Raw genomic sequence first — 20,438 nt, forward strand, 5'->3', positions numbered from 1 at the left:
CGCCAAAAGGCATCAGGAGCGCTCCTTCATGCCGGAGGCGATCGGAGAGGGAAAGATGAAGGGGGCAGCGGCGATGAGAAGGCAAAGCGCCGAAAAGACGAACGCCATATCGTAGCTGCCCGTCATTTGGTGAAGCAGCCCGGACACCCACGCGCCGAGCGCCGAGCCGAAGGACATCAGCATGAAGATGAGTCCGAAGATCGAGGCAGCCGGGCCGGAGCGGAAGATGCGGTTGGCGAGCGCGGAAACGATTGGCCCGCGCGCGCCCTGGCTGACGCCGAAGGCCAGAATGTAGACGGCCAGAAGCCCGGCGGCCGCCAGTTTGCCGGAAGCGTAGAGGGCCACCATGCCGCTCATCGTGCCTGCAAAGCTTGCAAGCGCCACGCGGCGATGGCCGAACCGGTCGGAAAGAACGCCGGTGGCCAGAACGCCGACGATCGACAGCATCCCCGCCGTTCCGAATGCGGCCGCTGCGTCGATCGCACGATAGCCGCTCTCCACCAGATAAGCGACCGTTTGAACGATGACGCAGTGCATGCCTGCGGCCGTGAAGAAGAAGACCTGGACCAGAAGCCAGAACGGACTGCTGCGCACGGCGCTGCGGATCGTCCAATGCAGATCCACCGGGGTCGGGCCCAGGTCCGTATCACTCTGTCGCGCAGAATCACCGCTCGCCAAGCCGCGGCCCTGGCTCAGGAGACGCCACGGCAGGAATGCTACGATCGGGATCAGGACAAGCAGCGCTGCCGTCAACCAACGATAGGTTTCGCGCCAACCGATCGCATCGATCAGATATTGCGACAGCGGCACCATCAACAATATGCCCGAGCCGAAGCCTGCATAAGCAAAGCCGAGCGCCGTCGAGAGGTTTCGATCGAACCAACGCCCGATGAGCGCGGCAGCGGGCACCATGCCGAGCGCTGAGCACGCCATGCCGGTGCCGAGCCCAAGGCTGAGATATATGCCCAGCAGCGAGTTGGCGAAGGACGCCGCGCACAACGACGCGGCGAGAAGAACGAGCCCCACCAGATAGACCGCTCGCGGACCGAGCCGATCTATCAGCATTCCGGTCATGGGGGCACAAGCGCCCAATGTCAGCAGGTAGACCGAATAAACGCCGGCGAGCGCGGCGTGCGACCAGCCGAAGGTTTTCTCGAAGGCGAGCATGAAAACGAGAAAACTGTCAGCAAGGCCGCGTGAGATGAAGTTGAACAAGAACGCCAGGGCAAGAACGGTCAGCGCCATGCTTCTGCGATCCGCCATTGCCGCCCCGGCAGTCACTTCTTGTCCACGAACACACCCGGATCGGTCGGCCTGAGAAGTTCGAACAGTTCATCGACAAGGGCATAGTCGCGATAGCCGCAGCGGGCGATCGTCTGCGCCTTCACCGCATCAAAGCGGCCATCGGCTATAAACGCCTCATCGATATGCACACCGACCACTTGCCCGACGACCAGGAAGCGATCGGTCTTCGCCCCCTCGATGTCTTCGAACTCGGTGAAATGGACGACCTTGCACTCCAGACAGGCCGGGCTGGCGGCGACGCGCGGCGCCCGGACATGACGCGACGGCGCCATTTCCAGTTCCGCGAACTCGAACTCGTTGGAGTCGTCATCGAGTTCGGTCGACGTCTTGTTCATCGCCTCCATGAGCGGCAGCGTCGCCAGGTTGAAGACAAACTCGCCCGTATGGCGGGCATTGCGCGGGCTGTGCTTGAGGCCTTCACTGGTGAAGCCCACCATGTTGGGGCGGCTCGCCATGGCGTTGAAGAAGGAATAGGGCGCCAGATTGGCGCGCCCTTTCTGGTCGACGGTCGAAATCCAGCCGATCGGCCGCGGCGAGATGATTGCCTTGAAGGGGTCCCATGGGAGTCCGTGGCCGTTCGGCGTGTCGTAGAACAATGCCACCTCCTTCACACCATACGGTCGGCGCCAACGGCCTTGGCCATCGGCGACTGGAAAATCCAATCCGCCATCACCTGGCAGCGCTTGATGTAGCGATGCTCGTCAGGCCGGTAATCGGCGACGGCGTTGTGCAACGTGCCGATATTCTCCCACATCAGCACGTCGTTCTCGTTCCAAAGATGCTTGTACTGATATTTGGGGTCGAGTTGGTGCTTGAACAGGAAAGCAAGAATCTCGTCGCTCTCGGCCTGCGGCAGTTCGTTGATCTTCACGGTGTATCCCGGATTGGCATAGAGCACCTTCTTTCCGGTGATCGGATGCGTGAGGAAAACCGGATGTGACACCGGTGGCTTCTTGGCACGCTGCTCGGGTGTCAGCGGCGGGCGGGAAGAGCCTTTTTCGCGGCGCATCATCTCCCAGAACTTGTTGAAGTCGTGGGTCGCCGTCATGCCGTCCAGACGTTCCTTGATCTCCTGAGGCAGATCCTCATAGGCGGCATGCATGTTGGCGAATTCCGTGCAGCCGAGGGGCTGGCCGTTGCGGCGTGGGATCTTGATACCATAGAGCACGTTCGCAAAGGCGATCGTCTTGCTGTACGACATGTCGGTGTGCCAGTCCTGACCGGCGTCGGCGATCCCCAGCGGCTTGCCGTTCTCGACGATGTTGGACAGGATCATCACTTCCGGGTGGCCAGGCTCCTGATAGGAATTGGCGACGTTGATCTCCAGTTCGCCGAACCGGCTGGCGAAGTTCTTGAGCCCCGGCGCATCCAGATCCTGCTTGGGAAAGCAGACCACGCCATAAGCGCCGAGGGTCTTCAAGATCAGGTCGAAATCCTCATCCGTGAGCGGCCTCGACAAATCGATGCCCTCGATGCGTGCGCCAAGGATCTCCCCGCTTGGGACGACGTTGCTCATGAGATTTCTCCTTCCTGGAATGGTCTGTCGGGTCAGTTGACCGCTGCGTTCTTGTCGATGAGTTGAAATGGAACGCCGAGTTCGTCGGCGATTGCGGACAGTTGCTTGACGAGCGCTGGCGCGAGCGGCACGCCGTCCTTCAGCCTTTCGCCGCGCACGCGCTCTTCAAGATCGCCTGGCAGCATCACCGGCCGGTTGGGATCGACCGACGGGGTGGACTTGAGCGTCTCGGAAACATCTTCGACATCGGCGAGAAATGCATCGACGCCGCGGAACACCTCAGGGTCGATCGCGATGAAAAAGTGACCGATATTGTCGCCCTCGGGCTTTCCCTCGCGGCCGTTCACCGATCCGGCGAAGGTACCGCCCGTCAATGCGCCCCCGAGAAAATGAACGAGCAAGGCCAGGCCGTAGCCCTTGTGGCTGCCGAGATGGGGTGACGCGCCCAGTGGCGTCAGGCCGCCCTCGCCCGGCTCATAGACAAGCTTGTAGGCTTCATGCGGGTCCGTGACCGGCTGCCCTTGACCGTCGACCACCCAGCCCTCGGGTACGGGCAGAGATTTCAGGTGATGCATGCGCACCTTGTTGCCGGCCGCGGTCGACGTTGCCATATCGAAGACGATCGGCTCCGCATCCTTGCGCGGCACCGCATAGGCCAAGGGATTGGTGCCAAGGACCGGCTTCGAGGCGCCGGGCGGCACGAGGCATACGACCTTGGTCGACGTCGCAACGAGGCCGACCAGGCCGGCACGCCCGGCCAGGCGCGCATAGTAGCCTGCCGCACCGAAGTGATGGGAATTTCGCACACCCACTGCCGCGATGCCGGTCGCGCGTGCCTTTTTGACAGCCATTTCCACCGCCTGGACGGAAACGGCGAAGCCAAGCCCGCCATGCGCGTTGATCAAGCCATAGGACGGTCCGTCGCGTTCGATCTCCGGCTTGGCTGCAAGCGAGAAGCCGTCGCCACGAATCCAGCCGGCATAGAGCGCAAGCAGGGAGATGCCGTGCGTGTCGATGCCTCTCAGATCGCAATCCAGCAGAACCTCGGCCGTCACCGTTGCCGTCTCGGCATCCATGCCCCAGCCGACAAGGATGGCCTCACACTGCGCCTTGATCGCCGCACCATCGACCCTGATCATTTCTACTTCGGACATTTCTCGACGCTCTCCCGCGCTTGTATGATTATTTGTCTTTTTTGATCGACCGCTTCAGTGTTGCTCGGTGCCTTCAAGATACACACGAGACTATCAGCGCCCGGTATTCTTGGAAGCCAAGGCAGCTTCACTTGCTTGTTTCGCCAAAGGAAACACGGGTCACGCCGCCTTGACCGGCAAGGCCGACCAATCGACCTCGCTTCGCAGCCAGTTCTTCATGAAATCCAGAAAGAGACGCACGCGCCTAGGCTGAAAGCGCCGCTGCGGGTAGAGCGCATAGATCGCAAGGCTTTCCGGCCGCCAGGCCGGCAGGACGATCACCAGACGACCCTCAACGATATCGTCATCGACCATGTAGCTCGGATGCAGCGATATGCCCTCACCCATTACCGCGGCCTGGCGCAGGACCTCGCCGAAATCAGAGCGCAGGCCGCTTCCGACCCGGACCGAGAGTGTCTCGTCCGGCCCTTCAAGCGTCCAATGGTCCACCGGCGATTTCAGTATGTGCACGAGACAGCGATGGGCTGCCAGATCGCCCGGAGATGCAGGCCGTCCGGCGCGGGCCAGATAGGTGGGGGCTGCGACGAGGAGTTGTGGAACACGCAGCATCAGCTGCGCGACATGGCTCATGTCACGCAGGCTCGGCGCAATCCGCAGCGAAAGATCGAAACCTTCCTTTACGATATTGCTTTCACCGTCGTCGATCAGCAGCGCGAATTCGATGCGTGGATGACGGATGCGAAATGCGGCGATCAACGGGACGAGATGCTGCGCCCCGAACGAGGGGGGCGACCCGATCCGGATCGTTCCCCGCAACTCATCGGTCTCTTCCGCCAGATCTTCGGTCAGGCGGTCGAGTTCCTGAACTATCCGACCACCATGTTCCAAGTAGGTGCGGCCGGCTTCTGTCAGGCTCACATTCTGCGTGTCGCGGTTGAGCAGCCGGGCACCGACGGCGCGCTCAAGTGCCGCGACATTCTTCGTGACGGTGGCACGCGAAACACCAAGCTGGCGGGCGGCGGCTGAAAAGCTCTCCGCGCGCGCGACCTCCAGGAATATCTCGATGTTGCGCAGCCTGTTCATCGAGAGGCAGCAACCGGGTTCGTCAGCGCGCCCAGGCCCGGACTCTCCAAGCGCACTGTGTCACCAGCCTTCAGATAGACCGGGGGATCGCGGAAATGACCCACGCCGGAGGGCGTGCCCGTCGCGATGACATCACCTGGCTCCAGCGTGACGAAACGGCTGATGTAGGACAGGATGTAGGCCGTCGAAAAGATCATGTCATGCGTATTGCCGTCCTGCATGAGGACGTCGTTGACGTAGCAACGCAGGTCATGGTCACCGGCGCCGTCGAATGTATCGGCGGTGGCGAGCCAAGGCCCCATCGGCGTGAAGGTGTCCATGCTCTTGGCGAAGGTCGTCTGCGGCGGTGCGACGTCGAACTGATACTCGCGTGCTGAAATGTCATTCAGCAGCGTGTAGCCGGCGACATAGGCGAGCGCGTCGCCCGGCGCTACGTTCTTCATGGTACGGCCGACGACCGCAGCAAGCTCGACCTCCCAGTCGAGCTTGACGATGCCCTTGGGGCAAATGATGGCCTCTTCCGGTCCGATCACCGAAGTCGCCATTTTCACAAAAAGGCGCGGCTCCTCCTGTCGGCCAAGCCCTCCCTCGGCGGCGTGCGCACCGTAGTTTCGGCCGACGCCTATGATCTTGCCGGGCCGCGATATCGGCGCGAGGATGCGGACATCAGCCAGCGGCCGCACGGCACTGCCCGATGCCGCGGCCACGGCGGGCTCGAGAACCCGAAAATCGCCATCGCTCCAGGCGAGGAAGGCCGCCATGTCGGAGAACACGCTTTCCGCGTGCGGGGGCGCCCCGCTACCGGCGCTCAGCAAGGCCGCGCCGAGGTCGACGACGTCATCATCGCGGATCGCGCCGATCCTTACCGCCGCGTCGGCCTCAAAGCTGATCAACTGCATCAAAAGTCTCCATTTGAGATGTGCCGGCGCAAGCGCATCACCACATCATGTCGGGAAGGAAAAGGACGATCTGGGGGAAGGCGATCATCAGCGCGAGGATCACGACCTCCATCGCGACGAACGGAAGAACACCCATGAATCCTTCCTTTGTGCTGACGCCGGTCGCCGAGGAAGCAATGAATATGTTGAGGCCCATCGGCGGCGTCACCAGGCCGATCTCGGCAGTCTTGACAATGATCACGCCAAACCAGATTCCATCGAAGCCGAGGCCGGTCATCAGCGTGTAGGTGATCGGCACGGTGAGCACGATGATCGCGAACTGATCCATCAGCATCCCAAGGACGAGGTAGAAGCCGACGATCATCAAGAGAACGACCATCGGTGACATGCCAGAATCGCGAATCCATTCCAGGAGGGCGGTGGTTACCTGGGTGTAGGACATGAAGTATCCGAACAGCAGGGCACCGAAGATGATCGTGACGATCATGGAAGACGTGCGCAGCGTGTTGCCAACCGCGGTGATGAATCCGGCACGCGTCAGGCGGCCGAGGGCGATGGCGATGATCAGTGCGCCGAAGGCACCGATGGCAGCCACCTCGGACGGCGTTGCAATGCCGCCGTAAAGGCAACCCAGCACGACCACGATCAGTCCGACGACAGGCCACACCCGCCCGTGCTGCTCCAGCTTCACCGCACGCGCAGAGGAACGGTCTGCAACGGAGGCAGCCGAGAGGTTCGAGGGGGCAACGGCGTCGGCGCGCTCGCCGTCAGCCACGCTCATCGGAGCAAGATCGGGACGATACCAGACGCAAAGGGCGATCGTGACCATATAGCCCAGCGCGGTCAAAATGCCCGGTACGAGGCCAGCCATGAACAGACGGCCGATCGATTCCTCGGTGATGATTCCGTAAATGATGAATGCGACCGACGGCGGGATGAGAATGGCCAGCGTCCCCGCGATCGAGATGGTGCCGACCGAGAAACCCTTGTGGTATCCAAGCGCCTTCATCGTCGGAAAGGCGGAGCTGGCAATGCTCGCAACCGATGCGGTGCTGCTGCCGGAGGCGGCCGCGAGGATCGCACCGGCGAGCACGCATGCCATTGCGAGCCCACCCCGCACCCGCCGCATGAGGCGATTGCAGGCGATCATCAGATCGCGCGCGATCCCGCCAGTGCCGAGGAACTCGGCCATGAGCACGAACATCGGAATGGTGAGCAGCACATAGTTCGACGCGGCGTGGTAGACGACCTGGTGAAGCAGTCCATAAACCACATTCGGATTGGCGATCATGAATAGGCTGATCGCGCCTGCGATCCCGAGCGCGAAGCCGACCGGGATGCCCAGCAGGATCAACGCCAAAAGCAGTCCGATGCCGATTGCGATATCCATAAATCCTCACTTCCAAGCGGCGGCTTGAAGCGCTTTTGCGATGATGACGCAGCTATTCGTGGGTGCCGATGGGACGCAACTGCGGGGCGGTCGCGTCGACAACCAGCCGAAGGGCGAGCAATCCGCATCCGATCGGGATCCAGACCCACGACCACGCCACCGGCCAGTCGATGACGCCCATGACGACTTCGCCGCGCGTCAACGCCTGAATGAAAGCCTTGTAGCCCTGGTAGGCGAGCGCGCCGAGATAAACCGACGCCGCGATGAGGCCGATCCGTACCATCGGGTTCACGATCCGATCCGGCAGGACGGATGTGAGCAACTGGATCTGTATCGCCCCGCCATTCCGATAGCCCCAAGGCAACGCGAGCATGAGCATCGAGACGAGCAGATAGAACTGCACGAGGTGGAGTTGGAAGGTGAGCGGGTTGGAGAACACATATCGCATCACGACATCGATCGATACGAGGACCATCGTGCCGAGCATGGCGGCACCAGCGCCGATCGCAGCGACATTCTCGACAATAGCGAGACTGCGATCGATGCGTGCGTGCAATGCGTTCGTCATCGCCTCACCCTCCAATTCCTACGGCCTATTCAGCGCCGAGCCTTGCGCTGTAATCCGCGAAAACTTCCTCTGCAGGCAGGCCGCGGTCGCTCAACCGCGAGACCCAGTCTTCGCTGACGGGGGCAAGCTTCTCGTTGATTGCGCCCATCTCCTCTTCGGTGAACTCGTAGACTTCCGCGCCGAGCTCAGCGAATTCCTCCGCCAGTTGGACGGCTTCCTCGTCCATGAAAGCGGCGACCGATTCCTCGGTTTTCGCTCCGCATTCGGTCATCGCTTGCTGCGTCTCCGGCGAAAGCGCTTCCCACCGATCGGTGCGAATGGAGAACACGTTGGAGAATGTGCCAAAGGCACCGTTCGTACTCGTTGCGCCCATGAGTTCATGCACGTTGAACGGCTTCAGGCTCGACAAAGCCGAAATGGTGCCGTCGGCCGTGCCGCGCTCGAGCGCCACATACATGTCGCCAACCGGGATTTCCGCGGGAGACGCGCCCAGGGACTGAATGGCAAGGTTCATGCTGCCGCCTGCCGACCGGATGACCTTGCCCTGGAAGTCGCTCTCCGAGCGGATCGGCCCGTCCATCGACACCATCTGGTAAGGTGGAAACGCCATGACCCAGAGCGGCTTGATGTTGTTGCTGGCAAATTCCTCGGCCAGCGGCCCTTCCTTCACCGCTTCGGAGTAGGCGGTGATGATCTCCGTCGCGGTCGAGCCCAGACCCGGCAACATCGAAACGCCGTTGAGTGGCATCTTGTCGGTCACGTAGCCGATCGGGACCGGTGCGAGATCGGCTATGCCGGAATTGAGCGAATTGAGCAGTTCCGGCGTGGCCGACAACTGACCGGCCGGATAGTAGCGGAATGTGACGTCCGATACCCCTGCCTCCTCCATGCAGGCCATCCAGACGTCGACGCCCTGGGCCGAGATGACGTGGCCGTTCGGGCTGCCGTGCACAACGGAAAGTTCCACGGCGTCCTGCGCTTTCGCCCCTTGGCAAGCAAGGGCGATCAGCGCTGCGGATGCCATCAGTATCTGTTTAGCATTGCTTCTCATTCTTCTCTCCTCCCTTTCAGATTTCTTCGAAGTCCTTCAAAGACCGGCGTCGGGCGCGGTCCTTTTCATCGAGGGACGTTCACTGAAGCGACGATGCCAGTTTGCCAGATCCTCACGGCCCGCAAGCCAGTCGCGCTGCGGATGGCGGAAGCCGATCCAGAAAATCGCACACGCGGCCGCGATCGATGCCTGGTCTACCTCTCCATCAAGCTCATCAACGCAGTCTTGAAGGGCATCAAACCCGCGATCGACCGTTGCCAACTGCTTCTCGATCCAAGCCGGCGACTGCTCGTTCTCGGGCCGCATTCCTTCGAGACGGGCTGCCATTGCGGCATCCATCATGCCGTCTGCGAGGGCAACCAATGTCTTGATGCGCCAAATTGACGAGCCGCTTCCACCCAGTGTTCCCTCACCATACTGGTCGTCCAGATATTCGCAGATGACAGGTGAATCATAGATTACCTGACCGTCGCCTAGGGCCAGCGCTGGTATCTTTCCCACCGGATTCAAATCCCAGAACCCTGTTTCTGCGTCACGAGGGTTGGTTTCGACGAATTCAATCTTGTCGAATACTTCCAATTCAACAGCAACAACGCGAACCTTTCGCGCATAAGGCGAATTTGCAGAGCAATACAATTTCATGTCGCAGTGTTTTCCTCTCTCCCAGTGACGCGATCTAAGCCCAGCGGAGAGCGGCAAACAATAGAAAAAGTTTTTATGGATTAATCCAAAAAAATTATCAGAGACGTCCACCACCAGCGCGCAAGACCGCCCCGGTAACGTAGGACGCCTGATCGGACAGCAGCCACAAGATGGGCTCGGCGATCTCATTCGGCGTTGCCATGCGACCGAGTGGTATGGTCGCAAGCACCTTGTCGAAATCGGCGCGCACACCGGACGCGTGGATGCCCGTATCGGTCACACCCGGAGAAAGCGCGTTGACCCTCACCCCGTCGCCCGCGACCTCGGCGGCAAGCCCTGCGGTAAAGGTGTCGACGGCGGCCTTGGACGCGCCGTACCAGACATAGGTGTTGGGCGAGCCGGTACGCGCTGCGCCGGACGATACATTGACGATGGCGCCGCCATTGCCACCACGGCTGGTCGCCATTCTCAAGGCCGCCCGCCGGCAACATTCCATCAGCGAGAAGACATTGATCTCGAAGACCTCACGGATGGTTTGCGCCGATGTGGAGAGGAAGGAACCCGTGCGTCCGGTGATGCCGGCATTGTTGACAAGACCCGTGAGCCCTCCGAACCGGTCGACCGCCTCGAACAGCAGGTCGACGCCGCTCGGATCGGACAGATCCGCCGCCACGGCGAGACCGCGCCGTCCTTTATGCTCGATCGCCGAAACCAGTTCCTGGGCCGCCTCACTGCCGGTCCTATAGTTGAAGCAGACATCATAGCCGCGCTCGGCCGCCAGGAGGCAAACTGCGCGCCCTATGCCGCGCGTTCCTCCGGTAACGACGATCGTCTTTTGCCGATCACTCATCTTTGCTCCAATCCGTCAGTCCAGAAAGTTTGTGATCTTCCTGCGCGATCGTCAGCAGCCGGTGGATGAATGCCTCGGCCGCCGGCGCAAGCTTTTCCTCGCGCCGAACGATGATGCCGATCGGTCGTTCCAGCTTGCGGTCCCGGAATGGGACGGCATCGAGCGAAAGCGCGGCCAGGATGTCCGGGTTGACCTTGGGCATCACTGTGGCGCCGAAACCTGCTGAAGCCAGCGCGAAAAGCGTCTGATATTGCAACGCCTCGTATTTCGGCTGAACCGCGAGACCTTCGGCCAGCGTCGCCTGGTCAAGGACCTCACGGGCGGTGGAGCCGAAGGTCGACAGCAGCAGGTTGAGGTCGGCAAGATCACGCACACAGGCATGACCGCGTTTGGCGATCTCATGCGAGCGGTGCAGAATGAGGAAGAATTCCTGCTGAAAGATCGGCCGGAAATCGAGGCTGTTGGGAACGCGGCTATAGGGGCCGATGCCGAAATCGACACTGCCGGACTGAACGGCGGCGAACATCTCCGCACCAAGGTCCTCCCGCAACAGCACACGAATTCCGGGATAGTCGCGTTCGAAGGCCGATAGCACCCTCGGGATGAGGCTGACGGCGATTGTCGGGGAGAACGACGCGACGACCTGGCCGATCGACAGCCCCTCCTGGGACTGGATGTCATTGATCAGCCGGCTCGTCTCCGCGAGCAGCTTCTTGGAACGTTCCAGCAGTTCCATCCCCGCCGGCGTCAGGCGTACCTGCCGCGTGGAACGCACGAACAGCTTCACGCCAAGGAACTCTTCGAGCTGGTTGATCTGCGCGGTTACCGCAGGTTGGGACCGACCCACAGCTTCGGCTGCGCGCCTGAAATTGAGGATTTCGGCAACGGCCACGAAGGTCATCAACTGACCGAACATGCGTCGTGAAATGCGATGCGGCTCGATTGTCAAGGGTCAGCCGGCCTCCCAATACCAGCTCGGGGAACCGCCCTCATAGACCGAACCGCAGCCGGCGACCAGACCTCGCGATCGATGCGACAAGCCGTTCAATGGCCCGAGACATATCGCGCGCGATGTCAGCACGCTCATCAGGGATGCGCAGTGGCCAGGGATGCACTGGCCTGGCCAGCATCCCTGCGTTCCGCTTCAAGCTCCGCGATTTTCCGATCGATCTCGCTGCGGTCCACCAAGCCGTGGGGGTTCTGCCGCGTGGGCATTGTCTCGGCGACGAGCAGATACCGTTCCTTCGCGACGCGATAGAGACGGCGCAGCTCTTCCAGCGGATCGCCGTGATCGTCGGCGCGAATGTCGAGCCAGGCATAATCCTGATCGCGGTAGATGACGAGCGCGGCGGATTGCTTGCCGCGCTTGTCGCCACCTGCATCCTCGCCCGCCTGCATCGCGAGCAGCAACCGCTCAGCGAGCGGCTTGTCCACCGCGGCCCGGTAGGTCCGCATTGTCTCAGCCACGACCTGCGGACCTGTCAGCATGTTTCCGGCGACGGAAACGCCTTCAGCGATTTCGTGCCCGGCCCAATCGATGCATTTGCCGCCCGTGAAGGCGGCGTTGCGGCCGCTCGCGTCGATCAGATGCATCTGACGTTGCGCGCTTCCGTCGTCGCGTCCGGTCAGCCGCTCGACGATCGCATCTGGTGCTTCCCCGCGCTCCAGCATGGCCAACCCGTTTGTGCCGTAGGTTGGATTGACGAAAGCCTGGGTGGCCACCGCCCCCACCCCTCCCCGAACATGCGGCACAACACCGCCGACACAGAAGAACCGGCTGGCGACAGCAACTCCAAGATGTCCGGTCGCGGCATCGCGGGCGACGATCGAATATGTCACGACGCTACCTCCCGATCGCGTAGGCCTGCATCAGCCGTGGTGTGGCGGCCGCGCGCAGCAATCCATCCGCATCGCGCTTGGCGGCGGTCAGCCGGCCGACGGTCCACGGCTCGGCGGCTTTGACCTCGTGTCCCCGCGCGCGCAGGCTGGAGAGCGTCTCAGCGCCGATCGTCTCCTCCACCATTATGTGACCCGGCTGACGCGAACGCGGATAGAAGGAACTAGGAAAATGCGTCGTATGGAAAAGCGGCAGGTCGATCGCCTCCTGCAGATTGAGTCCGTGGTGGACGTGACGCAGGAAAAAGGCGAGTTGCCACTGGTCCTGCTGATCGCCGCCAGGCGTGCCGAATGCCATGGCAGGCCGTCCCTCGTGCAGTGCCAGAGAGGGCGTCAGCGTTGTCCGCGGGCGTTTGCCCGGCGCCAGCGAAGTCGGAAGCCCGTCTTCGAGCCAGAACATCTGGGCGCGCGAATTGAGACAGAAGCCAAGGCCCGGAATCGTTGGCGACGATTGCAGCCATCCACCGGACGGTGTGATCGACACCATGTTGCCCTCGCTGTCGATGACGTCGATGTGGACGGTGTCGCCCCGCTTTTCGGACAGATGTGCCATTGTAGGCTCATAGACGTCCTGCCCGGTCGGGCTGTAGCGCTCCAGGATCGCCATCGCACGGGCGCGTTGATCTTCGAAACCGGCTACCGTTCCGGGGCGAAGATCGCGGCTGGCCTCGCGGCCGATCAGCTTGCGCCTCTCGTGATTGTAGGTTTCCGAAAGCAGACGATCGAGCGGCACCTCGGCAAAGTCCGGGTCGCCGTAATAGACTTCACGGTCGGCATAGGCGAGCTTCATCGCTTCGACGACATGATGGACGAAGTCGGCGCTGTTGGTGCCCATGGCGCCAAGATCGATGCCCTTGAGGATCGCCAGTGACTGGAGCAGCACTGGCCCCTGCCCCCAAGGACCCGTCTTGGCAACCGTCCAGCCGTGATAGTCGAGCGTCGTCGGTGCCTCGACCGTCGCCTGCCAGCTGGCAAGATCATCAGCCGAAAGCACGCCCTTGTGCCGGTGGCCACTGGCATCCATGACTTCGGCCGTCTCCAGGTAAGAGGCGATCTTTTCCGCCACGAACCCCTTGTAGAAAGCTGCACGGGCCGCCTCGATCTGCTCGTCGCGCCCCTGCCTTGCCTCTGCTTCGGCGACGATGCGCTTCCAGGTTTCGGCCAACACCGGGTTGCGGACATTCGCGTGCGGTTCCGGCGCCTTGCCGCCAGGCAGCCACGTCTCGAAGGATGACGGCCATTCGGTCTGGAAAAAGTCCGCCAGACCTGCGATCGTCGCTGCCACGCGGGGCAGCACGGGGTGGCCCTTTTCGGCATAGTGGATGGCTGGTTCAAGCACCGTGCGCAGCGGCAGGCGGCCATAATCGCGCAACATCAGCATCCAGCCGTCGAAGGCGCCGGGAATGACGGTCGCCAACAGGCCATCGCCCGGAATGACGTCCAGCCCCTGCCCGCGATAGTGCTCGATGGTTGCCCCACGCGGCGCCGGCGCCTGCGCACAGATCACTTCGACCTTGTCGTGCTTCCTGGAATAGAGGACAGCCGGCATGTCGCCGCCCGGCCCGTTCAGGTGCGGCTCCAGCACCTGCAATGTGAGACCGGTGGCCACCGCCGCATCGAATGCGTTGCCGCCCGCCTCCAGCATCTTCATGCCGACGGCCGACGCGATCCAGTGCGTCGACGCGACGACACCGAATGTTCCGAGGATTTCCGGTCGTGTCGTGAATCTTGTCATCTGCGTTCCGTTCCTGTCAGTTTTCGCGCGGGTCGAGCGCATCGCGCAGACCATCGCCTAGAAGGTTGAATCCGATCACGACCATGAAGATCGCGATGCCCGGCCAAAGGGCCATCCAGGGCGCCTGGCTCAGAAAATTCTTCGCCGTGTTAAGCATCGATCCCCAACTCGGGGACGGCGGCTGCTGACCCAGGCCCAGAAAGGAAAGGCTTGCTTCGGCGATGATCGCCGTCGCGACGGTCAAGGTGGCCTGCACGAGAATCGGCGGAAAGACGTTTGGCAGGATATAGCGACGGATGATCTTGCCGTGACTTAGACCAATCGCCCGGGCGCCCTCGACATAGTCCTCTGTCTTGACGGCAAGAACCTGTCCGCGCGTCAGCCGAATGAAAATCGGCATGGCAGACAGCCCGATGGCGATCATCGCGTTCGTCAGGCTGGGGCCGAGAAAGGCAGCAAGCGCGATCGCAAGGATCAGGAACGGCATCGCCAGCAAGGCATCGGTCATGCGCTGGATGATCTGGTCGGTCCAGCCGCCGAAGTAGCCGGAAATCAGACCAAATGGCACGCCGAGCGTGACCGCGATGGCGACCGAAACCACACCGGCCAGAAGCGACGCCTGCGCACCCCAGATCATGCGTGAGAAGATGTCGCGGCCGATCTCGTCGGTGCCGAGCCAATGCGCAGCCGAAGGCGGCTGGCGGATCGCGGTCCAACTCGTCGCATTCGGATCGGCAATGGGAAGGACCGGAGCAAGCACCGCGATGACAATGAAGAACATGACCATCGCGAAACCGAATATCGCGATCTTGTTCGACTTCAGCTTCTTCCAGGCGCGGCTTTCCTGTCGGCCCAGCGTTTCGGCGCCGGTTTCGGGGATCACGGTCATAGCGCCTGCCTCATGCGGGGATTAAGCAGCACATACAGCACGTCGGCGACGAGGTTCATCAGGATGAAGCCGATCGCTGTGCAAAGAACGACTCCCTGCACGACGGCATAGTCACGATTGAAGACGGCATCGACGATCAATTTCCCGAACCCAGGAATGGTGAATATCTGCTCCGTCAGCACGGCGCCGGCGAGGAGTTCGCCGAAAAGCAGCGCACTCAGCGTGACGATGGGCAGCACGGCATTGCGGAAGGTGTGTTTCAGGATGACCGCTTTTTCTGAAAGTCCCTTGGCCCGGGCGGTGCGCACATAATCCGCCTGCAAGACGCCCAGCATGGCGGAGCGGGTGTGGCGCATCAGGGTGGCGGCAAGCGCGGTGCCGAGCACGAAGGCAGGCATGATCATGGTTTCGAGCGAACGGATGGGGTCGCGGAAGAACGGTTCGTAGCCGGACGCCGGCAGCCAGCCGAGATTGACCGACACCAGCAGGATAAGCATGATTCCGAGCCAGAAGTTCGGGATCGAAAGCCCCGAAAGCGCGACGATATTCGCGACATAGTCGAGCACGGTACCCTTCTTCACTGCCGAGAGTATCCCCATCGGGATGCCGATCGCGAAAGCGAATATCATTGACATGATGGCGAGTTGGATCGTGACCGGCAGCTTCGCGGCGATCAGTTGCGTCACCGGCTGGTTGGTCCTCAGCGATATGCCGAGATCGCCCTGAAGCGCGCCGCCGATCCAATAGAAATACTGATGAATGACCGGGTCGTTCAGCCGGTATTTCTCCCTTAGGTACTCAAGGGTTTCGGGGTTGCGATCCTCGCCGGCCATGGCCAACACCGGATCGCCGGGCAGGATTTTCTGCAGCGAAAAAACGAAGATCGAAACGATGATCAACGTCGGAATGGCGATCAAAAGCCGGCGGCCGATATAGGAGAGCATGCCCGAGCTCCAATAGGCGGAAAAAGCGCCGGGGCGACGATGGTCGTCACCCCGGCGACGGATGGACCGTTATTCGGCCATTGTCACGTTTTCCAGGCGGATCATGCCGTCCGGATAGGCGACGAAGCCTTCGATCGTGTTGTCGAGCGCCCAGATCCAACTCGGATGGTAGAGATAGATGATCGGCAAATCCTCATTGAGGATTGCCTGCGCCTCGGCATAGAGCGCCTTGCGCTCTTCCATCTCGTTAGTCTCGCGCGCGGCGTTGAGCAGGCGGTCGACCTCCTCGTTGCAGTATTTGGAATCGTTGATGCCGCCCTCGCAGGTGACGAACTGATGGATGTTGCCATCGGGATCGGTCCGGCCGGACCAGCCGACCTGGCTGAGCTGGTAGTCGCCAGCCGTCTGGGCGGAGAGCATGCTGGCGAATTCGGTCGCTTTCAGGCTCAGATCGAAGCCGGCTTCGGCGACCATAGCCTGAACCATCTGCATCATCTGCTGCTGCACCGGATTGTTGGGCACCTGCGCTTCAACCGCCATGCGGTCGACACCGGCTTCCTCCAGAAGGGCGCGGGCGGCTTCGACATCGCGCTCGGGAACAGGAAAGTCCTGAACATACCAGGGGCTCGACGGCGGGACATGCTGGTTGCCGGGCGACGCGGTGCCCTGGAAGACGACCTCGTTTATGGCGTTGCGATCGATCGCCAGAGAAAAGGCCTGACGCAGCTTCGCCTCGTTGCCGAAGGGGTTGTCGCCGTTCGGTCCGTTGTCGATGTTGACCGTGATGCCCTGATAGCCAAGGCCGACGATGTCCTCATAGATCAGGCTCTCATCCTGCTGCACGGCCGGCGCATCGCTCGGCGCTAGACGCTCCAGCATGTCGAGATCACCGGCCTGGAGGTTGGCGAGACGTACAGTCGTGTCGGGGATAGGCAGATATGTGACCCTGTCGAAATGGTAGTTGTCCGCATTCCAGTAGTCGGCGAACTTCTCAAGCACGATGCGATCCTGCTGAACGCGCTCGACGAACTGGTAGGGGCCGGAGCATACCGGGTTGTTGCCGAAATCCAGCCCGGCTTCTTCGGCAGCCGTCGGAGAAATCATCATGCCGGCACGGTCGGACAGCTGGGCCAGCAAAGTGGCGTCTGGCGCTTCGAGCGTGAAGACCACTTCGTACTCACCGGTCGCCTCCACTCCCGTTACCGATGCCAGTTCGCTCTGGCGCCGGCTTTCGGGGAGGTTCTGCGAGCGGTCGATGTTGGCGACCACAGCCTCGGCATTGAACGGCGTACCATCGTGGAACGTCGCGCCCTCACGCAACTGCATGGTCAACTGACGTCCATCCTCGGACCAGGACCATTCGGTCGCGAGTTGCGGCACGTATTCGAGGTCCGGCGTGATGTCGACAAGCTTGTCGCAGAGCGATGTGTAGACGATGCGGCCGACGAAAGTCCGCGACTGGTCAGGGTCAAGCACATCGGGATCTTCCTGAAGGCCGATCCGTAGATCGACCGCCATTGCCGAACCGGTCAGTGCGGCCGAGGCGAGCAGCGTCGCCATGAGACGTTTCAATGTCATCTTGCTAGTTCTCCTGTCGTTTGCCGTTATCGTTGTCACTCTCGCGCGGTTCATCGCCGCGTCTTCCCTCCGCCAGTTTCGCTGAACTGGCGATAAAGCTCGAAACGTCGGATGGCTGCGTCGCTGCGCGAGGAGGTGTCCACCGCCGAGAAGTCCGGGCGCGGCAGTTCGCGCCAATAGTGGCAGGCAACGCGCCGCCCGCCTCCCGCGTCCTCGAGCATCGGCTTTTCCTGTGTGCACCGGTCTGCCGCATGGGGGCAGCGGGTGTGGAAACGGCAGCCCGATGGTGGGTTTGCCGGTGACGGAATGTCACCCGACAACGGCTCGCGGGTCACACGCGCCGCCGGGTCGGGCTTGGGGATCGCCTGCATCAGGGCTTGCGTATAGGGATGAAGCGGCTCGGCGTAGAGCGCATCGGTTTCAGCCAGTTCAACGACTTCACCCAGATACATCACCGCGATCCGATCGCTCATGTGCCGAATGACGGCCAGATCGTGTGCGATGATGATCAGCGTCAAACCGAGTTCCGCCTTAAGGTCCTCGACGAGATTGACGATCTGAGCCTGGACTGACACGTCGAGCGCGGACACCGGCTCGTCGCCGATCAGCAGCTTCGGCTCCGATGCGAGCGCGCGGGCAATGCCGATGCGCTGGCGTTGGCCACCCGAGAACTCGTGCGGGTATCGGCTGGCATGCTCGGCGCGCAGCCCCACCTTCTCCAGCAGGTCTGCGACCCTGGCGCGGCGCTCAGCGGACGTCAGGGCCGCGTGAACCTCCAGCGGTTCGCCGACTATCTTTCCGACCGTCATGCGTGGATTGAGCGACGAATAGGGATCCTGGAAGACGAACTGCATTTCACCGCGCAGCTGACGCAGAGATGCCGGATCGGCCTCAGTCAGGTTCCGGCCATTATAGATGACATCCCCGGCACTGGGCTCGATCAGCCGCAACAACAGCCGGGCGAGTGTCGACTTGCCGCAACCACTCTCTCCGACAATGGCGAATGTCTCGCCTCGATGCACCGCCAACGATACGCCGTCGACCGCATGGATGGTGGTCTCCTTGCGAAGAAATCCTCCGCCGCTCTTGAAGTGCCGTTTAAGATCGCGGGTCTCGATGATGGTGTCTGCGCTCAAGCGGCTTCTCCCCCGACCAGCATTTCGAGCGGTGCCTTGAAACAGGCGAAGCCGTGGCCATCGGCCGTGACTGTGGTTTCGGGGCGATGAGTCCGGCAATGATCATCGGCAAAGGGACAACGGGTGGCGAAGCGACAACCGGCAGGCATCAAAGCGGGCGGCGGGACCGAACCGGCGATCGTCATGAGGCGACCGCGACCGCCCGACAGCGAGGGCATGGAGCCCATCAAGCCAAGCGTATAAGGGTGTTGCGGGTCCGAGAACACCGCCTGCACAGTGCCCTTTTCGATCACCCGGCCTGCATACATGACGGCAACATCGTCGGCGATTTCACCGACCACGCCAAGGTCATGCGTGATCAGCAGAAGAGCGGCGCCGGTCTCTTCCTGAAGTTCACGCATCAGGTCGAGGATCTGCGCCTGAATGGTAACGTCGAGCGCCGTCGTCGGCTCGTCGGCGATCAGGAGCGCCGGGTCGTTGGCCAGAGCCATCGCGATCATCACTCGCTGACGCATCCCGCCGGAGAGTTGATGCGGATAGTCGTCGAGACGCTTCTCCGGGGCCGGAATGCGCACGCGACGGAACATCTCCAGAGCGCGCTCGCGCGCCTCGCTCCTGGAACAGCGACGGTGACGCCGAACCGCTTCGGCCACCTGTTCCCCGACCGTGAAGACCGGGTTCAGCGACGTCATCGGCTCCTGGAAGATCATGGCCATATCGCCGCCGCGCAGCTTCTCCATCTCACGCGTGGAAAGCGCCAAGAGCTCCCGCCCCTTGAAACGGACCGCCCCCTTTCTGATCGTGGCGGCCTTGCGTGAGAGAAGGCCCATAGCGGCCAGCGATGTCACGGACTTTCCGCAGCCGCTTTCACCCACGAGGCACAGGGTCTTTCCCTTCTCGATGGAAAAATCGACGCCATCGATCATGTCGATCGATTGGCCGTGGAACCGGATGGTCAGATCTTCGACAGCGAGAACCGGCTCAGCCGGCGCGCCGATCGATGCATCAGGCGACGTGTCAGCTTGCATCGCTCAGACTCTCCAGTGAGGTTTGGCGGATCAGATTGTCGTTGAGCGTCATGAGGTGTTCGCGCATGCCGATCCCGGCAGCTACGGGGTCGCGCTTGCCGATCGCTTCGACGATCGCCTCGTGCTGATCGACGTAGGCGCGCATCGCGGCATCGCTTCGGGCGCGGGCTCTTATGGTCTGCCAAGCCTGGTTCTGACGCACGCTGTCAACGATATCGAACAGCGTGAGCAGAACACGATTGCCGGCACTGCGGGCGATCTGGCGGTGCAGCGCACTGTCCCACAACTCGCGCTCGTCGGAATCACCGCTCTCCCTGAGGCGCTGGTTGATGTCACGCATGCGATCCACGGCGGCCGGCTTGGCCCGCAGCGCGGCAAGCTGCGCCAGTTGCGGTTCGATTCTCAGTCGCGCTTCCATCACCTCCATGAAATCGGTGTCGGCCGCAATCCGTCCGATCTCGGTCGCCACCGGTTCGGGCCGCGGACCGGCATAGGTTCCCGAACCCTGCTTGCGCCAGACCCGCCCCTCAGCTTCCAGAACCTCCAGCGCGCGTCGGACAGAGCGACGGCTGATGCCGAATTGGTCCGCCAGCGCCCGCTCGGTCGGAAGACGCCCCTCGCGCCCCGAGAATGCCCGGTTTACCAGCGCCCTCAGTCGCTCAAGCGCAATACTAGAGTTGTCGACGCCTTCTTGATCGCCCAAGTGCCGGACCCAATGGTTCGTACCAATTCAAATTTGGTCCATTGAAGGGGCTGCACGTGAACTTGGCAAGA

20 protein-coding genes are annotated in these 20,438 nt (G+C 61.9%); all 20 read right to left on the minus strand.

Annotated features, from left to right (window positions below; translation table 11 throughout):
* Positions 1-12: 12 nt before the first annotated feature.
* The 20 genes from CN673_RS07125 to CN673_RS07220 all read right to left on the minus strand — a co-directional run bounded on the left by CN673_RS07125 (position 13) and on the right by CN673_RS07220 (position 20,367).
* On the minus strand, positions 13-1,263 hold the full coding sequence (locus tag CN673_RS07125; RefSeq protein ID WP_099865515.1) for an MFS transporter: 1,251 nt from the start codon (positions 1,261-1,263) through the stop codon (positions 13-15).
* Positions 1,264-1,277: 14 nt separating this feature from the next.
* Positions 1,278-1,901, minus strand: coding sequence for a flavin reductase family protein (locus CN673_RS07130; protein WP_099865662.1), 624 nt, complete (start codon positions 1,899-1,901; stop codon positions 1,278-1,280).
* Between the two features lie 11 nt (positions 1,902-1,912).
* Complete coding sequence (locus CN673_RS07135; protein ID WP_099865516.1) at positions 1,913-2,821, minus strand: TauD/TfdA dioxygenase family protein; 909 nt, start codon at positions 2,819-2,821, stop codon at positions 1,913-1,915.
* 32 nt (positions 2,822-2,853) lie between these two features.
* Entirely contained in the window at positions 2,854-3,975 is a 1,122-nt protein-coding gene (locus CN673_RS07140; protein ID WP_198585922.1) for an Ldh family oxidoreductase, read from the minus strand.
* Positions 3,976-4,134: 159 nt separating this feature from the next.
* Complete coding sequence (locus CN673_RS07145; RefSeq protein WP_099865517.1) at positions 4,135-5,058, minus strand: LysR family transcriptional regulator; 924 nt, start codon at positions 5,056-5,058, stop codon at positions 4,135-4,137.
* Positions 5,055-5,957: a fumarylacetoacetate hydrolase family protein gene (locus CN673_RS07150; protein WP_099865518.1), complete on the minus strand. Its 903-nt coding sequence runs from the start codon at positions 5,955-5,957 to the stop codon at positions 5,055-5,057. The genes CN673_RS07145 and CN673_RS07150 overlap by 4 nt, the downstream gene beginning before the upstream one ends.
* A 37-nt stretch (positions 5,958-5,994) precedes the next feature.
* Positions 5,995-7,347 carry a TRAP transporter large permease gene (locus tag CN673_RS07155; RefSeq protein ID WP_099865519.1) on the minus strand — a complete coding sequence of 451 codons (1,353 nt, stop codon included), beginning with the start codon at positions 7,345-7,347 and terminating at the stop codon, positions 5,995-5,997.
* Between the two features lie 52 nt (positions 7,348-7,399).
* Positions 7,400-7,915, minus strand: coding sequence for a TRAP transporter small permease (locus tag CN673_RS07160; RefSeq protein WP_157928820.1), 516 nt, complete (start codon positions 7,913-7,915; stop codon positions 7,400-7,402).
* A gap of 25 nt (positions 7,916-7,940) precedes the next feature.
* Positions 7,941-8,966, minus strand: a complete 1,026-nt coding sequence (locus tag CN673_RS07165; protein ID WP_198585923.1) for a TRAP transporter substrate-binding protein — start codon at positions 8,964-8,966, stop codon at positions 7,941-7,943.
* Between the two features lie 36 nt (positions 8,967-9,002).
* Positions 9,003-9,608, minus strand: a complete 606-nt coding sequence (locus CN673_RS07170; RefSeq protein WP_157928821.1) for a glutathione S-transferase N-terminal domain-containing protein — start codon at positions 9,606-9,608, stop codon at positions 9,003-9,005.
* 97 nt (positions 9,609-9,705) lie between these two features.
* Positions 9,706-10,458, minus strand: a complete 753-nt coding sequence (locus CN673_RS07175; protein WP_099865523.1) for an SDR family oxidoreductase — start codon at positions 10,456-10,458, stop codon at positions 9,706-9,708.
* Positions 10,451-11,407: a LysR family transcriptional regulator gene (locus CN673_RS07180; protein ID WP_157928822.1), complete on the minus strand. Its 957-nt coding sequence runs from the start codon at positions 11,405-11,407 to the stop codon at positions 10,451-10,453. The genes CN673_RS07175 and CN673_RS07180 overlap by 8 nt, the downstream gene beginning before the upstream one ends.
* 137 nt (positions 11,408-11,544) lie before the next feature.
* The gene (locus CN673_RS07185) at positions 11,545-12,297 is read right to left on the minus strand and encodes a DUF1028 domain-containing protein (RefSeq protein ID WP_099865525.1); all 753 of its coding nucleotides are present in this window, start codon (positions 12,295-12,297) and stop codon (positions 11,545-11,547) included.
* Between the two features lie 4 nt (positions 12,298-12,301).
* The gene (locus CN673_RS07190; protein ID WP_099865664.1) at positions 12,302-14,089 is read right to left on the minus strand and encodes a gamma-glutamyltransferase family protein; all 1,788 of its coding nucleotides are present in this window, start codon (positions 14,087-14,089) and stop codon (positions 12,302-12,304) included.
* Positions 14,090-14,105: 16 nt separating this feature from the next.
* Positions 14,106-14,978 (minus strand): ABC transporter permease, encoded by an 873-nt coding sequence (locus CN673_RS07195; RefSeq protein ID WP_099865526.1) that lies wholly within the window; start codon positions 14,976-14,978, stop codon positions 14,106-14,108.
* A complete protein-coding gene (locus CN673_RS07200; protein ID WP_099865527.1) occupies positions 14,975-15,922 on the minus strand; it encodes an ABC transporter permease in 948 nt (315 codons plus the stop codon). Before CN673_RS07200 ends, CN673_RS07195 begins: the two co-directional genes overlap by 4 nt.
* A gap of 69 nt (positions 15,923-15,991) precedes the next feature.
* Positions 15,992-17,500 (minus strand): ABC transporter substrate-binding protein, encoded by a 1,509-nt coding sequence (locus tag CN673_RS07205; protein WP_099865528.1) that lies wholly within the window; start codon positions 17,498-17,500, stop codon positions 15,992-15,994.
* Positions 17,501-17,550: 50 nt separating this feature from the next.
* Positions 17,551-18,636, minus strand: a complete 1,086-nt coding sequence (locus CN673_RS07210) for an ABC transporter ATP-binding protein (RefSeq protein WP_099865529.1) — start codon at positions 18,634-18,636, stop codon at positions 17,551-17,553.
* A complete protein-coding gene (locus CN673_RS07215) occupies positions 18,633-19,664 on the minus strand; it encodes an ABC transporter ATP-binding protein (RefSeq protein WP_099865530.1) in 1,032 nt (343 codons plus the stop codon). The genes CN673_RS07210 and CN673_RS07215 overlap by 4 nt, the downstream gene beginning before the upstream one ends.
* The gene (locus CN673_RS07220) at positions 19,654-20,367 is read right to left on the minus strand and encodes a FadR/GntR family transcriptional regulator (RefSeq protein WP_099865531.1); all 714 of its coding nucleotides are present in this window, start codon (positions 20,365-20,367) and stop codon (positions 19,654-19,656) included. The genes CN673_RS07215 and CN673_RS07220 overlap by 11 nt, the downstream gene beginning before the upstream one ends.
* Positions 20,368-20,438: the final 71 nt, after the last annotated feature.

The sequence above is a fragment of the Neopararhizobium haloflavum genome, from assembly GCF_002750855.1.
Taxonomy (GTDB): domain Bacteria; phylum Pseudomonadota; class Alphaproteobacteria; order Rhizobiales; family Rhizobiaceae; genus Georhizobium; species Georhizobium haloflavum.